Here is a 15476-nt window from a genome sequence, read left to right on the forward strand (position 1 = left end):
GCCACAAGATGTTTAACGACTACTCCCCACTCTCGCCTTAATGTTGGGCTGCACCGACGTGCAGATGGGCATTGTAGCTTGAGCGCACCAGCGGGCCGCTCTCGACATGGCGGAAGCCGCGCGCCAGCGCGTAGGCCCGGAAATCGGCGAACTCGGCAGGGGTGACGTAGCGATGCACCGGCCAGTAGCTCGCGTCGGGGGCAAGGTATTGGCCGATGGTCAACACATTGACATCGGCTTCGCGCAGCCGGTCGATCACCTCGTACACCTCTTCATTCGTCTCGCCAGCGCCAACCATCATCCCGCTCTTCGTCACCAAATGCGGACGAGCGGCGCGCGCCCGCGCCAAGAGTTCGATGCTCTGCTCAAACTTGGCCCGCGGGCGGAACCGGCGAAACAGCCGCGGCACCGTCTCGATATTGTGGTTGAGCACATCCGGCTCGGCGTCTAACACCATCGCCAGCGCGTCCCAATTGCCGTCGAAGTCGGGAATCAGCACCTCAACCTTGCAATCGGGCACCTTCTGCCGGATCAGCTCAATCGTGCGGGCAAAGATATGCGCACCGCCGTCGGGCACATCGTCGCGGTTGACTGAGGTCAGCACGGCAAACTTCAGCTTCAGATGGGCCACCGACTCGGCCACCCGCTCCGGCTCTTCCTCGTCAATCGGCTTAGGTTTGCCTTTGCCGATGGCGCAATAGCGGCAACCGCGGGTGCAGGTATCGCCGAGCAGCAAAAAGGTTGCTGTGCGATGGCTCCAGCACTCGCCGATATTCGGACAACGCGCCTCTTCGCAGACGGTATTGAGACCTTTCTCGCGCATGAGGCGCAGCACATCATGATAGTTAGCGCCGCCGGGGGCGCGGGCCTTGAGCCATTCGGGCCGGCGGGGCCGGTTGGTGGCGGCAGGTGCGGTGTTCGTCACCCCCACCTCGCTGAGCGGTATCAGTTCTGCCATTGGCGCTCTCGCCTTCCAGTGATCGCCGCCAGCGGGCGATCAGCTATGATTTCGATGTCGCTGTTGTATTGTACCGCATGATGGGCAACTCGATCAGACGCTTCGTTGCACCGTCGCGACCGGTTGCAGATCAAACACCTCACCGATCTGCCCGACCAACCGCTCGGCCACCTCGGCCAACGGCGGCGCCGCACCCAGCTCGGCAGCCAGCGAAGTGACGCCGCGATCAGTGATGCCACAGGGCACGATCAGATCAAACCCGCTCAGATCGGGATCGACATTTAGCGCCAACCCGTGGGTCGTCACCCCGCTCGCGCTGAGCTTCACGCCGATTGCGCAGATTTTGGCCGCGCCGCCGCGCACCCATACGCCGGTCAAGCCAGCGACCCGCTCGCCGGTGATGCCATAGCTGGCCAACACGCGGATCACGCTCTCCTCCAAGCCGCGCACGTAGCGCCCGACATCACTGCCGTGCTGCGAGAGCTTGAAAATCGGGTAGGCGACCAGTTGCCCCGGCGCGTGATAGGTCACTTCACCGCCGCGATCGCTCTGCACGACAGCCACCCCGCGCTCCGCTAGCGCCTCCGGTGCAGCGCGAATGTGGTCAGGACGGGCCTTGTTGCCGAGCGTAATCACCGGCGGGTGCTCAACCAAGAGCAGCGTATCGCCGATCTGGCCGCTCGAACGTTGGCGGGCCAACTGGCGCTGCACCTCCCACGCGGCGGTGTACTCCATAAAACCTAGATGGTGGACGGTCAATGTGCGCATAGATGTCAACGTGAAGCGTCGTAATGATTCTGCCAGAGGTATAGTACACCATTATGCACCGTGCTATTGCTGCCCCCTCTGTCATTGCGAGCTGCGACAAGAAGAATAGCCGCAAAAACACACAAACGACGCAAAAATTCGATCGTTTTCGCTCAGCGGCTTTTCTCGCTGAAGCGGGAGATTGCTTCGGTCGGGCGGCCCCGTGAGCACCGCGCAGAATAGCCGCAAAGACACACAAAAGACACAAACATCCGATCGTTTTCGTGTCTTTTGTGTCTTTTCGTGGCTATTCCTCCACCCAGCGCCTCCCCCGATCCCGCTGTCAGGTAGGAGCGGGGCCGGGGGGTGAGCACCGCGCAGAATAGCCACAAAAGCACACAAACAACGTAAACAATCTGATCGTTTTCGTGTCTTTTGCGTGTTTTTGTGGCTATTCAACCTCGCAATGACATCAGAATTGTCCGCGGCAGTTGCACTGCCGCGCGCCATAGGAATTTGTGGTAGGCTACCAGAGGGACGATGAACTGGACTGAGGTGATCCGTGACGCGACTGTTATTGCTGATCATGTTAGCCGGTAGCTTGCTCAGCGCGTGCAGCGTCGCCGCGACTGATGCCGCGGCGTTAGCTGTGCCGTCACCGACCGCAACTGCCACACTCACCAGCATACCAACGGCAACGCCAACCGCCACACCAACCGCGCTCCCAACCGCAACGGCGACCGTTGCGCCTACCGCAACCCCTACTGCTACCCCCACTGCCGAACCGACGCCAACTCCATCGCCAACCGCAACGCTGGCGCCAACCCCGCCGCCAACCGGCGACCGTACTCCGGCACGGCTGGTCATTCCGGCCATTAACCTCGACCGCACCTTGTATCCGGTTGGATTGGACAACAACAACGTGCCGATCGTGCTCGATCACGATGTCGGCTGGTACCTCTACAGCGCCAAGCCGGGCCAAGGTGAGAACATTGTGCTCTGGGGGCATGTCTTGCGCTTCCGCAAAGCGCCGCATATTCCCGCGCCCTTTGCCGATGTGGAACGGTTAGCGATTGGCAGCGAGATCTTTCTCTACAGTGCCGATGGCGCCGTCTTCCGCTACGTGGTGGCGCGCAAAGAGCGGGTAACGCCAGATCAAGTGCAGTACATTCTTCCTACCGGCGATGAACGGTTGACCTTAGTGTCGTGCATTGGCGACCGGGTGATTGTCGAGGGCAACGTCGAATTGACCCACCGCCTGATTACGATCGCTTTACCGGCGCCGTGACAAGGCGTCACGCCGCCTCGTGGTATACTATGCGCTAGACTTCACCTGAAACAATAAGGGTAACGCTTGTGGCAACGATTGGCCTATCCGCAGCGCTAGAACAGTTTCATCCCAACGAACTGCTCGAACATTGCCGGCTCGCTGAGCAATACGGCTTCCGTGGCGTGATGGCCGCCGACCACTTCCAACCATGGGTGCCTGCTCAAGGCCATAACGCCTTCGTCTATAGTTGGATGGGCGCGCTCGGCGTGATGACGAACCACCGCTTTGGGCCGGGTGTAACCTGCCCCTCATTCCGCACCCACCCGGCAGTAATTGCGCAAGCGGCAGCCACCCTCGGCGCCATGTTCCCCGGACGCTTCTGGCTCGGCTTGGGCAGCGGCGAGTTGCTGAATGAGAATGTGGTCGGTGGGGTGTGGCCCGAACCGCTGGTGCGGTTTGAGATGCTGCAAGAGGCGACCGAGATTATTCAGAAGCTGCTAAGCGGCAAAGAGGCGCGCTACCGCGGGCGCTATTTTCAGATGAACAAGGTGCGGTTATGGACGCTGCCGGAACAGCCGGTACCGATCTATATCGCCGCCACCGGCCCGCAGACGCTGCGGTGGGCGGGCAAGACGTGCGACGGCTTGATTACGCCGGGGGCCGCGCCTGAGAAGCTGCGCCGGATTCTGGCCGATTTTGCCGCCGGCGCGCGCGAGGCCGGCAAAGACCCTGATAAAATGCCAAAACTGCTGCAACTGCATGTCTCGTGGGCTCCCACCGATGAAGAGGCGTTGCAGAATGCGCTGAACCAATGGCCGAACGGCGGCATGAATTTCCCCAAGCAAGATATTCGCTCTCCCGAAGATTTCGCCGCAATGGCCAAGCTGGTGCGGCCTGAAGATTTTCGCGGACGAGTGTTGATTTCGTCCGATCTCGACCAGCACCGTGCCCACCTCCAACAGTTTATCGATCTCGGCTTCGACGAGATCTATGTGCATAATGTCGGTCGCAATCAGGTGGAATGGATTAAAGCGTTTGGCGAAGCTGTCTTGCCCAACTTACGCCCATGTTCAACCGCATCTTGATCGCTAACCGCGGCGAAATTGCGGTGCGGATCATCCGCGCCTGCCGCGAATTGGGCATTAGCCCAGTGGTTGTCTATTCCGAAGCCGATGCCAAGGCGCTGCACGTGCGCATGGCCGATGCCGCTGCGCTGATCGGGCCGGCTCCCGCTGCCCAAAGTTATCTGCGCGCCGAGGCGATTGTCGAGGCGGCGTTGAAACTGAATGCGCAGGCCATCCATCCCGGCTACGGCTTCCTCAGCGAGAGCGTTAAACTCGCCGAACAGTGCGCCGCCGCCGGCATCACGTTCATCGGCCCGCCGCCAGCCGCGATTGCGGCGATGGGTGGCAAGGCTGAGGCGCGGTTGCTGGCCCAAGCTGCCGGTGTGCCGGTCGTGCCCGGCTACGACGGCGAAGATCAGAGCGACGAGCGCCTGATCGCCGAGGCGCGCCGGATTGGGCCGCCGTTGTTGATTAAGGCCAGCGCCGGCGGCGGCGGCAAGGGCATGCGTTCGGTCGGCGATTTGGCCGAGGTGCCGGCGGCCATCGAAGGCGCGCGCCGCGAAGCGCGCGCTGCCTTTGGCGACGACCGGCTGATCATCGAGCGGCTGGTGCTGCGCCCGCGCCACGTCGAGATTCAGGTGCTGGCCGACCGCTACGGCAACGTGGTGCATCTCGGCGAGCGCGATTGTTCGATCCAGCGCCGCCACCAGAAGGTGGTTGAAGAGGCGCCTTCCCCGGCGCTGACCCCGGCCCTGCGCGCCGCGATGGGCAATGCCGCCGTCGCGGTTGCCCGCGCCGCTGGTTATGTCAATGCCGGCACCGTTGAATTCATTCTTGCCCCTAATGGCGAATTCTACTTCCTAGAGATGAATACCCGGCTGCAAGTCGAGCATCCCGTAACCGAGTTGGTCTGCGGCTACGATCTCGTTCACTTGCAGATTGCGATTGCCGCCGGCGAGCCGCTCCCCTTCCGCCAAGAAGATATAACGGTGCGCGGCCACGCGATCGAGGTGCGGTTGTACGCCGAAGATCCGCGCACCTACTTGCCGGCGGTTGGCAAGGTTGCTCTCTTCGCGCCGCCGCAGGGGCCGGGGGTGCGGGTTGATGCCGGTCTGACCAGCGGCGATGAGGTGACGGTGCATTACGATCCGCTGCTAGCTAAGCTGATCGTGGCCGGGGCCGACCGGCGACAAGCGGTGGCCCGCCTGCGTCGCGCCCTGCGCGAGATGGCGGTGCTTGGCCCCACTACCAACTTGCCGCTTTTGCAGGCGATTGCCGAACATCCGGCCTTTGCCGATGGCGCGACCCATACCGGTTTCTTGTCCGAACACGAAGGTCTTGTGCCGCCACCCGGCCCGCCCCCGCGTGAGGTATTGATTGCAGCGGCAATCCTCACCGTCACCGCCGAACCGCCGGCCCGCGATCCGCTGGCTGCCGTCTGGCGGCTCGGCGGCGATACGATCCCGCTGACCTTCACTGCGCACGGCGAGCACCGGCTGCGGGTGACGCCGCGCGTGGATGGCTGGCAGGTCAGCGGGAATGATTGGGACACGCAGGTTACGTTGGCGCACCGCGGCGATCACGAATTGGCTCTTACGATCGATGGGCAACGGGTACAGTTCTTTTTTGCCCGCGCCGATCAGGGTTGGCAGATTGCATGGCGCGGCGAGAGCCACCACCTCACCCGTCCGGCGCCGCTCACCGCCGATACGGCCAGCCGCGCCAATGATCAGAATGCCGCCAGCTTCAACGCGCCAATGCCGGGCACGATTGTGCGGCTGCACGTCGCCGTCGGCGAACAGGTGCGCGAAGGCCAGCCGCTTTTGGTGCTCGAAGCGATGAAGATGGAACACACCGTCGTTGCCCCGTATGCCGGCATTGTGCGCCGCTTGCCCTATCAAGCTGGTGCGAGCGTTGCCGCCGGCGCCCATCTGGTTGACCTTGAACCATTGCCGGAAAACGAATAGACGCTTTTGAGAGATTGTTACGGATGAAGGTATGGCAGCGCAACAACCAGCCGGTCAGCAGAGTAAGCAACAACCAGCAACCCAATCCAAATCGCCGCCCCCCAAACGGCGCGGCCCCAGCGGCTGTCTTCTCTGGCTCTTTGTGATCACAATGCTGGCGATCAGCCTGCTCGGCCTCGGCTTTTTGCAACCGGTCAAGCTGGCCGTGGCCCAAGAGTTTATCATTGGCGTTACCCGTGGCGGTGTTCGCGAAACGATCGAAGTCACCAGCGTTGATTCGTGCATCCGGGTGGCTGGATCAAACCAGTTGCAATCCATCACCCGCACTCGGCGCATCACGACCTACAATAACGGGGCAGTACTCGAATTGACGTTCAGCGATCCGCCGTTACCAGCCGATTGCCGCTAAGGGATTTGCGTATGCCGTTACAGGTGCGCTGCGCTCCTGAACCGGTAACATTGCCTGTCCTGTCGCAACCGCAAGTGGCGTATGTCCATCTGACGATTGCCGCCGATGGCTACCGCGATCTGCCGCTGCATCTGGCGATCGTGGCTGACGCCAGCCGCTCGATGCGCATTCCGCTGGTCGATGAAGACCAGTTTCGCGAACTGGTGCGCAGTAGCGGCGCGCACGAGGTGCTGGTTGACGGAGTGCCGGTGTGGCAATTAGGCACGCCGCTGGCGAATGACATGCGCGCCCGCTACCCGAGCCCAATTGACTACACCGCCCGCGCCCTGCACAGCCTGATCGAACGGCTCGATCAGACCGACCGGCTGGCGCTGATCGCCTGTGCTAGCGATGCAATGGTGCTGGCGCCGAGCACCCCCGGCGACCGCCGCGCCGAGCTGGTCGCCGCGATTGCCCGCCTGCCGGCGCTGCGCCTCGGCGACACGACCAATCTCGCGCAAGGGTTGCAACTGGCGTTAGCCCAGTTTGTCGTCACCGATGAACCGGCAGTGCGCCGGGTGGTGCTGCTCACCGATGGCTTTACCACCGATGCAGCGCTGTGCGTCGCCGCAGCCCGCGAAGCGGCGGCGCGCGGCATTACCATCAGCACGATCGGCTTGGGTGGCGCCTTTGAAGAAGCGTTACTCACCCAACTCGCCGACCTCAGTGGCGGGAGAGCCAGCTTTGTGCTTGACGCCAGCCACATCCCAGCCATCATCGCCGCTGAGCTGGAGCATGCCCGCCAGACCTCGGCCCAAGCGATCACGATGCAGATGGCGCTGCCGCAAACGGTGACGCTACGCCGGATCACCCGCCTTGCCCCTGCGCTAAGCGTGCTAACCCCGCTCAGTGCCGAGCATGGCCGGCGCTTGACTCTGCCGCTCGGCGATCTGCGCCGGGGTGAAGCGGTGCGATTGCTCTGCGAATTCCTCGTTGCCCCCGGCCCGCCCGGCAGCCAGCGCCGGCTGGCCCGCCTCCGCTTTAGCAGCGGCCAACACGAACAACACCACGACCTCATCGCCCACTACGAGCTACAGGCAACCAACCCGCCGCCCGCCTTACTGTCGATCATTACCCGCGCCACCATCGCCCACCTGCACCAGCGTGCCAACCTTGCCCGCCAGCAAGGCGACTACGCTACGGCAGCCCAACTGTTGCGCCAACTGGCGGCGCGCCTGCGCGAAGCCGGCGAAACAGAACTGGCCGCGCTCGCTGTCGCCGAAGCCGCCACCCTCGACCAAACCCATCGCCCCAGCGCGACCGCCAAAGAGCTTACCTACGCTACCCGCCGGTTGGGGGAAGGGTGAGGGGAAAACCTCCACGTGAAGATCAACACGCTGCGCTGGCCACTGCGGCGAAGCCGTTACCTCTCTTGTCATTGCGAGCCGCACGTAGGGGCAGAGCGGTGCGTTGCCTTCGCACGGCGAAGCCATCCCCCGCGAACACGAGAGCGATCCGCTCAGACATACCTTTCACTGAATCGGGAGATTGCTTCGGGCGCTGCGCGCCCTCGCCATGACAAGTGTGTACGAGCCCTTGAAACGACTACATAGAACATGAATACTCCATTCATCCATTTATCATTCAAAATGTCCTGACTATGTATAAAATGGTCTGTAATCAGATCAAATCCCTTATCACGACCGTGAAAGTATCGCTATGCGCAACGTTTGGTTGCCAACCGCCCTCATTCTTCTCATCTTTGCGCTGATCAGCTCTGCACCGGCCTCACTCCACGCTCGCCCGGCGCCGATGATGGGATCACCAAGCGATTACCTCTACCCGCATTTGCATAACCTTGTCTGGGATCCGCTGGATGCGAATCATGTCTACGCGACCTCGCCCATCGGCGGCTGGCATAGTTTCGATGCGGGCCGCACGTGGCAGCCGCTGAGTCCCGCAACGCCGAATTTGCATTACGGACGCATCGTTGTTGACACCGAACGGCGCATTTTGTACCTCTACCGCTGGGGTGATCATTATCTCTACCGCAGCGATGATTTTGGCGAGCATTGGCAGATTGTCAGCCGGGCAATGTATTATCAGCTCGCGCTTGCGCCTCAGCACAACGGCGCGCTCTTGGCGATTCACGGCGACTGGCGGCTGCGCCGTTCGGACGATGGCGGCTTCACGTGGCGCGATCTGGCCCAACCGTTGCCCGACCCGGCTGAAACGACGCTGGCCGTTGCGCCTGATGGCACATTGTATGCGATCGCTAACCGGCAGCTTTTCCGTTCTACTGATAGCGGTCTGTCGTGGGATCGCTGGGGCGAATGGCCGGCTGCCTCCCGCCCGCGCGAATTGCTGGTTGGCCCCGACGGCGCCTTGATCGCGCTGATTGCTAGCCCCGATCAGCCATCGGTGTCGGGAAGCGCACTCTGGCGTAGCACTGACGGCGCCAACTGGGTGGCAGCGCCGCTGCCGGCAACACGGATCGCGGTGAGCATTGTCAGCGGCGGCACACTCTGGGCCGGCAGCGACGACGGGCATGTGTGGCGCAACCTCGACCCGCAGCGCTGGGATGATTTGGCCGGCTGGCGCGAACTCCGCTTGCAACTGGCCCGCCCAATTGCGCTGCGCGACGATATTCCCTATACCCCCGACATTACTGACATCAGTGCCAGCCCGACCGGCGTCGTCTTAGTAGGCACCATTCACGGCATTTACCGGGCGGCCACCCCGGATGGGCCGGCCCTGTTGCGCGCGCGGGGCCTGTTGCCGACAGCCGCATTGCCCACGACACCCCAGCCACCTGAGAGTGGTGAGCGTTATTTTCCAGCTACTGGCCAAACGCTGAGCGATCCGTTTCTGAGTCGCTGGCAGCAGGCGGGTGGGATGATCACGCTTGGTATGCCGCGCACGGCGCCGTTTATCGAACGTAATGTTGATAGCGGGCGCGATGAGTTGGTGCAATATTTTGAACGGGGCCGGATTGAAGTGCCGCTCACAGCCAACGCGACACCAACGCTTGGCCGGGTGGCGGCAGCGCTCATCGCAGAGCAGGGGCCGGCTCCCACCGAAAACCCGCGCGCCGATTGCCGTTACTTCCCGCAAACTGGCTATAACCTGTGCGGCAAGATGTTGCAGGCATGGGTGCAATATGGCGGTGTGGCAACCCTTGGGTATCCGCTGAGCCCAGCCAACCCTGACCAGCAATGGTTTGAGCGCGGGCGGATTGAACAGCGTGATGAGCAGTTGTTCCTCTGTCTCGTTGGTAATGAAGATTTGCAGGCAAGAGGTTGGTTGCCGTAGGGTGAGATGGGTGTCATCGCGAGCCGCCTCCGGCGGCGAAGCAATCCCCCGCGCTAACGGATGGAGACCACTCAGCCATGATTCTCGCTGAAGCAGGAGATTGCTTCGGGCGCTGCACACCCTCGCAACGTAACCGGTTGTCTGCGAGCCGAGCGGTAGGGGCCGAGCGGTGCTCTCTGCCCTCGCGCGGCGACGCAATCTCCCCCGCTAGCGGACAGAACCCGTTCAGAGCACCCTATTCAATGGTACAATGACGAAAAATCGCTGTACTTGAAAGAATGAGGAGCATACCCGTGGCTAAACAGTGGAGCAGCCCGCCAGCAATGCAGATTGATGTCACCAAGACCTATCGGGTGACGATGGAGACCACCCGCGGTACGATTGAGCTTGATCTCTACCCGCAGCATGCGCCGATGACGGTCAACAATTTCGTCTTCCTCACCCGCGAAGGCTTTTACGATGGCCTCACCTTCCATCGGGTGATCAAGGATTTCGTCATTCAGGGTGGCGACCCGACCGGGCGCGGCAGCGGCGGCCCCGGCTATCGCTTCCCCGATGAGGTGATGGGCAACCCGCTCAAGCACGAGGCTGGCGTCATCTCGATGGCGAACGCTGGCCCCAACACCAATGGCAGCCAGTTTTTCATTACCCACACCCCCCAACCCCACCTGAATGGCCGCCATACCGTGTTTGGCAAGGTCGTGTCTGGTATGGACGTGGTCTACGCCATCCAGCAAGGCGATAAGATGACCAAAGTCACTGTGCGCGAGGTATAGCAACCAGCACCGCCACCCGTCATCTCGTAAGGGCACAGCGTTGCTGTGCCCTTACTTCTCTGCTCTAACGCGGCGCCTGCGACAGCACCTCGCATCCGTCATCAGTTATGAGCGCCAAATCTTCAATCCGCACGCCACCCCATTCCGGCAGATAAATCCCCGGTTCGACCGACGTCACCATACCGGCTTGCAACGGCGGGCTAGGCGGCGCGTCGGGGGCAGTGATCCGCAGCCACGGCGCTTCGTGGATGACCAAACCCACGCCGTGGCCGAGGCTATGGGCAATGCCATGGGCATAGCCGGCCTCTTCGATCACCCGGCGGGCAATCGCATCGGCTTCGGCCCACGGCAAACCGGGACGCAACGCGCGGATCGCCGTCTGCTGAGCGGCGAGCGTCGCCGCATACACCGCGCGGAAGGTGTCGTCGGGTTGGCCCAGTACGATGGTGCGGGTGAGATCGGCGTGATAGCCATTGAGCCGCGCCCCCATATCGATGATGATCGGCTGGCCTTCACCCAACACATCATGGCCCGGCTCGTGATGGGGACGGGCGCTATTGCGGCCAGCGGCCACAATAATCGGGAAGGAAGGCCCATCGGCCCCCAGATCGTGCAGCGCTACTTCGAGGCGCCACGCCGCTTCACGCTCGGTCATATCAGGAGCCAACACCGGCAACACTGCCGCCAGCGCCGCATCGGTGATCGCTGCCGCGCGCCGCAATAGCTCGATCTCGCCGGCATCTTTCACCACGCGCAGTTCTTCCACGATATTCTCGGTCGCCACCAATTCAACCGTTTCAGCCAACGCCTTCGCAAACTGCTGATACTCGGCCACCGTCATCGCCGCCGCCTCAAAACCCAGCCGGCTCAGACCCAATTCCGCCGCCAGCTCAGCGACCAGTTTCGGCAGCGGTTTCACCGCTGCGCGCACTTCACGCAAAGTAAACGCCGGCGCCTCAGCCGCCGCGCGCACCGTATACCGGCCATCGGTCAGCAAGAACGCTGCCTCGGCGCTGATCAATAACGCGCCGGCACTGCCGGTAAACCCGCTGAGATACCGCCGGCTGGTTGGCGCCGTCAGCAGAATCGCCGGCAATCCCTGCTCTGCCAACGTGGCGCGCAACCGCTGCACTCGCTCGTTCATGAACCATTCCTTTCACCCACATACGATCACATTGCGCCTGCATGCTACACCATCCTGCGCAAGAGATGCGCTGGCCAACTACATTCTTGACGTGAATTGACCAAATCGTTAGGATAAGCGTAGCGACTACGCGCCTAGCCAAAGGGACAACTCATGAACGACGCAGCAGCGAACCGCCTCACCACCGGCATCCCCGGCCTCGACGAAATCATCGGCGGCGGCTTGGTTCCGCATTATGCGTATCTGGTGCGCGGCGGCCCCGGCGCTGGCAAGACCACGCTCGGCCTGCACTTTCTCGCAGCCGGCGCCGCCAATGGCGAAACGGCGCTCTTTATCAGCCTCGAAGAGGCCGAAAGCAAAATTCGCCGCAACGCAGCGCGGATCGGCATCGACCTCAGCAACGTGCATATCCTTGACCTTAGCCCGTCATCGGATTTTTTCGCCAAAACTGAAATCTACGATATCTTTTCGCCAGCGGAAGTAGAGCGCGAGCCGATCACCCGCCAAATCGTCGAGACGGTGCAACGCTTGCGACCGAGCCGGGTCTTTTTTGATCCGATTACGCAGTTTCGCTATCTGACCCCCGATATCTTCCAGTTCCGCAAGCAAGTCATCTCATTCCTGCGCTTTCTGGCCGAACAACAGACAACCGTGATCTTTTCCGCCGAGAATAGTGCAGCCTTTCCCGATGATGATCTCCAGTACATCTCCGATGGCATCATTACCCTCGAATTAATCCAAAGTGGACGCTACCTCAGTGTGAGCAAAATGCGCGGCTCATCGTTCATCAGTGGTCGCCACGCGATGCGGCTGACCGACAGCGGCCTGCACGTCTTCCCGCGCATCGTACCCAGCCCGCTGATCGCCGGCCATGCCTTTACCCCCATGCCTTCCGGCGTGCCAGAGTTGGATGAGTTGATGAACGGCGGCATTGAACGCGGCACCATCACGCTCATCACCGGCCCGTCAGGCGTTGGCAAAACGACGCTCGGCTTCCAGTTTATGAAAGAAGCGGCGAGCCGCGGCGAACGCTCGATCGTCTTCTCGTTTGAAGAGGAGATCGAGATTATGCTGCAACGCTGCGAAGCGGTGAACATTCCGGTACGCGCGATGCAGACGCATCGGCTGCTGCGGGTTGAGAAGATCGAGCCGTTACAGTATAACTCGGATGAATTCGCCCAACACTTGCGTTATTATGTCGAGCAAGAACAGGTGAAGATGGTGATGATCGATAGCGTCACCGGCTACCGGCTCTGTATGCAAGGAGAAGATCTGATCAGCCAATTGCACGCGCTGAGCAAGTATCTGCAAAGCAAAGGTGTGACGGTCATTCTTATTATGGATACGAATAGCATCGTCGGCGATTTTCAAGTCACTGACATTGGCGCGAGTTACTTGGGCGATAATATCATTTTCTTACGCTTTTTAGAGATTGATGGTGAACTGCGCAAGGCGATCGGCGTGTTGAAGAAGCGGTTAGGTGATTTTGAGAAGACGCTGCGCGAGTTTACGATTTCTCGTTACGGGATCAAGGTGGGCAAGCCGCTGACCAACCTGCGCGGCATCCTGAGCGGAATGCCAACGTGGGTCGATAAGCTATAAAGGATCGCCAATGCCCGGCGATACGATTTTGCTGCTATTAGCCAATGCCACCAACCGGAACCAACTGCGTGATTGGCTGCGAGCGCGCTATCAGATTATCGAAGGACACAGCGCCGCCGATCTGCAGCAGCCGTTCCAGCTCTGCATTGTCGATGGCCCCGCCCTCGACCGGTACGAGGCGGCCATTCAGCAACGCCGGGCCGCCGCCCACCCGATCTTTTTACCCTTTTTACTCGTCACGACCCGGCGCGACGTCCAACTGCACACCCGCCATCTTTGGCGCACAGTTGATGAATTGGTCATTAGCCCGATCCAGAAAGCCGAATTACAAGCCCGGATCGAGATCATGCTCCGCGCGCGCCGGCTGGCGCTCGAAGTCAACCGGCTGCAACAGTCGATGCTCACCAGCGCCCAAATGTGGCTGCAACTCGCGGTGCAGTCAGCCCACATCGGCTTATGGGAATGGGATCTGGCCACCAATCGGGTCTTTTTTTCGCCCGAATGGAAAGCGCAGCTTGGGTATGCGGCTGATGAGCTGGTTGATTCCTTCGCCGTATGGGAAGAGCGGCTGCATCCCGATGATCGCGAGCGCTGCCTGAACACGATTGACCGCTATCTGCGCCAACCGTGGCCCAATTTCGCGCTTGAGTTTCGCCTCCGCCATAAAGATGGCAGTTACCGCTGGATCCGCTCGCAAGCGGCGCTGATCTACGATCAGAACGGCCAGCCGACCCACATGCTCGGCGCGCACCTCGATTTGACCGATCGTAAACAGATGGAGGAAGAGCAGCAACGGCTCACCGAACAGCTCTTCCAGTCGCAGAAGCTAGAGGCGATTGGCGCATTGGCCAGCGGTATTGCCCACGACCTCAACAACTTGCTGGTGCCGATTATCGGCTTTGCCGAGATGGGGCTGCTCGAAGCGCCGCCCGATAGCGAACTATACGCCGATTTTGACCAGATCCGGGCCGCCGGCATTCGCGCTACTGCGCTGACCCGTCAAATTCTGGCTTTCAGCCGCCGCCAGCGGCTCGAGATGAAGCCGGTTAATCTCAATCAGATTATCAGTGATTTTGCCGGGATTCTGCGGCGCTTGATCGGCGAACGGATCGCCATCCATCTGCAGCTCAATCCTCATCTGTGGCCAATCATGGCCGATGCAGGTCAAATTGAACAAGTGTTGCTCAATTTAGTGATCAACGCCCGTGATGCCATCGAAGGCAACGGTGCGATCACCATCTCAACTGCACCAGTGCGGATCGATGGCAATGTTCCGTATCATCCGGCCAGTCTGGCCGCCGGTGACTACGTGACGATGCAGGTGCAAGATACCGGCTGCGGGATTGATCCAGACATCTTGCCCCGCATCTTTGAACCGTTCTTCACCACCAAACCACAAGGGCAAGGCACCGGCCTTGGTCTTGCCACCGTGTTCGGTATCATCAAGCAACACCGCGGCCACATTGACGTGCAGAGCGCCCCCGGCCACGGCACAACCTTTACCATCTATTTGCCGGCGTTAGCTGATACGGCGCCGGCGCCAAGCAACGACATTGCTGCGAATGACCAATTGACCGGACACGAGACAGTGCTAGTGGTTGAAGACGAACCGGCGGTATTACTCCTGATTGCCAGTGCGTTGCGCCTGCATGGGTATCACGTGCTTGAGGCGATGGATGCCGAACACGGCATGAGCCTCGCCACGAGCTACGAAGGGCCGATCGATCTGCTCATTAGCGATGTCATGCTGCCCGCGATGAACGGCGATGAGCTGTACCGCCAACTTAGCATCAAACGTCCGGCGTTGCGGGTGTTGTATGTGTCGGCGTATGCCGGCAACGAGCCGGTGAGCCTCCCAAGCGATTGTGTGCTGGCCAAGCCATTTACGCTGCAACAGTTGCTGCAACGGGTGCGCGCTGCGCTGGCCGGGTTGGGGTAGGGCGTTAGCTCGCGCGGGGGTGTTGCCCCCACCCCTTGCCCCTCTCACGCTGGGGGGAGGCTGGGAGGGGGGCCTCATTTCCAGCCCCCATCCCTTGCCCCTCCCCCGCTGGAGGATGGTGGCCCCCACCCCTTGCCCCTCCCCCGGAGGGGGATGGTGGCCCCCACCCCTTGCCCCTCCCCCGCTGGGGGAGGGGTGTCAGACTCCTCCCCCCAGCGGGGGGAGGCTGGGAGGCTTTCGGGGGTAGGTTTTTGAGGTGAGCCAGCCTACCTCGTATCATGGTATGGAGAGAGCAATTCCACCATGATT

12 protein-coding genes are annotated in these 15476 nt (G+C 61.3%); 9 read left to right on the top strand and 3 right to left on the bottom strand.

Annotated features, from left to right (window positions below):
- Positions 1 to 37: 37 nt before the first annotated feature.
- A complete protein-coding gene (gene lipA / locus A6A03_RS10630; RefSeq protein ID WP_066787663.1) occupies positions 38 to 958 on the bottom strand; it encodes a lipoyl synthase in 921 nt (306 codons plus the stop codon).
- 93 nt (positions 959 to 1051) lie between these two features.
- Entirely contained in the window at positions 1052 to 1726 is a 675-nt protein-coding gene (gene lipB / locus A6A03_RS10635) for a lipoyl(octanoyl) transferase LipB (RefSeq protein ID WP_066787664.1), read from the bottom strand.
- A gap of 541 nt (positions 1727 to 2267) precedes the next feature.
- On the opposite strand from lipB, the gene A6A03_RS10640 reads away from it, so the two are divergent.
- The 7 genes from A6A03_RS10640 to A6A03_RS10670 all read left to right on the top strand — a co-directional run bounded on the left by A6A03_RS10640 (position 2268) and on the right by A6A03_RS10670 (position 10482).
- Positions 2268 to 2993 carry a sortase gene (locus A6A03_RS10640; RefSeq protein WP_245668951.1) on the top strand — a complete coding sequence of 242 codons (726 nt, stop codon included), beginning with the start codon at positions 2268 to 2270 and terminating at the stop codon, positions 2991 to 2993.
- A gap of 68 nt (positions 2994 to 3061) precedes the next feature.
- The gene (locus A6A03_RS10645) at positions 3062 to 4060 is read left to right on the top strand and encodes a TIGR03557 family F420-dependent LLM class oxidoreductase (protein WP_066787666.1); all 999 of its coding nucleotides are present in this window, start codon (positions 3062 to 3064) and stop codon (positions 4058 to 4060) included.
- Complete coding sequence (locus A6A03_RS10650) at positions 4042 to 6006, top strand: acetyl/propionyl/methylcrotonyl-CoA carboxylase subunit alpha (RefSeq protein WP_066787668.1); 1965 nt, start codon at positions 4042 to 4044, stop codon at positions 6004 to 6006. Before A6A03_RS10645 ends, A6A03_RS10650 begins: the two co-directional genes overlap by 19 nt.
- A 31-nt stretch (positions 6007 to 6037) precedes the next feature.
- Positions 6038 to 6415 carry a hypothetical protein gene (locus tag A6A03_RS10655; protein WP_066787672.1) on the top strand — a complete coding sequence of 126 codons (378 nt, stop codon included), beginning with the start codon at positions 6038 to 6040 and terminating at the stop codon, positions 6413 to 6415.
- Between the two features lie 11 nt (positions 6416 to 6426).
- Positions 6427 to 7761: a vWA domain-containing protein gene (locus A6A03_RS10660; RefSeq protein WP_066787675.1), complete on the top strand. Its 1335-nt coding sequence runs from the start codon at positions 6427 to 6429 to the stop codon at positions 7759 to 7761.
- A 352-nt stretch (positions 7762 to 8113) separates the two neighbouring features.
- A complete protein-coding gene (locus A6A03_RS10665) occupies positions 8114 to 9706 on the top strand; it encodes a beta propeller repeat protein (protein WP_066787678.1) in 1593 nt (530 codons plus the stop codon).
- Between the two features lie 293 nt (positions 9707 to 9999).
- Positions 10000 to 10482 (top strand): peptidylprolyl isomerase, encoded by a 483-nt coding sequence (locus tag A6A03_RS10670; RefSeq protein WP_082908959.1) that lies wholly within the window; start codon positions 10000 to 10002, stop codon positions 10480 to 10482.
- 64 nt (positions 10483 to 10546) lie between these two features.
- On the opposite strand, the gene A6A03_RS10675 is transcribed toward A6A03_RS10670, so the two are convergent.
- Positions 10547 to 11626, bottom strand: a complete 1080-nt coding sequence (locus A6A03_RS10675) for a M24 family metallopeptidase (RefSeq protein WP_066787683.1) — start codon at positions 11624 to 11626, stop codon at positions 10547 to 10549.
- Between the two features lie 153 nt (positions 11627 to 11779).
- Between A6A03_RS10675 and A6A03_RS10680 the strand changes: the two genes are divergently transcribed.
- Together A6A03_RS10680 and A6A03_RS10685 are read left to right on the top strand one after the other, a co-directional pair.
- Positions 11780 to 13228: an ATPase domain-containing protein gene (locus A6A03_RS10680; protein ID WP_066787684.1), complete on the top strand. Its 1449-nt coding sequence runs from the start codon at positions 11780 to 11782 to the stop codon at positions 13226 to 13228.
- 10 nt (positions 13229 to 13238) lie between these two features.
- Complete coding sequence (locus A6A03_RS10685; protein ID WP_066787686.1) at positions 13239 to 15167, top strand: PAS domain-containing hybrid sensor histidine kinase/response regulator; 1929 nt, start codon at positions 13239 to 13241, stop codon at positions 15165 to 15167.
- Positions 15168 to 15476 lie beyond the last annotated feature (309 nt).

It is taken from the genome of Chloroflexus islandicus (assembly GCF_001650695.1).
In the GTDB taxonomy this organism is placed as follows: Bacteria; Chloroflexota; Chloroflexia; order Chloroflexales; family Chloroflexaceae; genus Chloroflexus; species Chloroflexus islandicus.

Excerpts from the sequence above, each read along its gene's own strand:
- A6A03_RS10660 (WP_066787675.1), top strand. The coding sequence starts at position 6,427 with ATGCCGTTACAGGTGCGCTGCGCTCCTGAACCGGTAACATTGCCTGTC.
- A6A03_RS10650 (WP_066787668.1), top strand. The coding sequence starts at position 4,042 with ATGTTCAACCGCATCTTGATCGCTAACCGCGGCGAAATTGCGGTGCGG.
- A6A03_RS10680 (WP_066787684.1), top strand. The coding sequence starts at position 11,780 with ATGAACGACGCAGCAGCGAACCGCCTCACCACCGGCATCCCCGGCCTC.
- A6A03_RS10655 (WP_066787672.1), top strand. The coding sequence starts at position 6,038 with ATGGCAGCGCAACAACCAGCCGGTCAGCAGAGTAAGCAACAACCAGCA.
- A6A03_RS10675 (WP_066787683.1), bottom strand. The coding sequence starts at position 11,626 with ATGAACGAGCGAGTGCAGCGGTTGCGCGCCACGTTGGCAGAGCAGGGA.
- A6A03_RS10685 (WP_066787686.1), top strand. The coding sequence starts at position 13,239 with ATGCCCGGCGATACGATTTTGCTGCTATTAGCCAATGCCACCAACCGG.
- lipA (WP_066787663.1), bottom strand. The coding sequence starts at position 958 with ATGGCAGAACTGATACCGCTCAGCGAGGTGGGGGTGACGAACACCGCA.
- lipB (WP_066787664.1), bottom strand. The coding sequence starts at position 1,726 with ATGCGCACATTGACCGTCCACCATCTAGGTTTTATGGAGTACACCGCC.
- A6A03_RS10665 (WP_066787678.1), top strand. The coding sequence starts at position 8,114 with ATGCGCAACGTTTGGTTGCCAACCGCCCTCATTCTTCTCATCTTTGCG.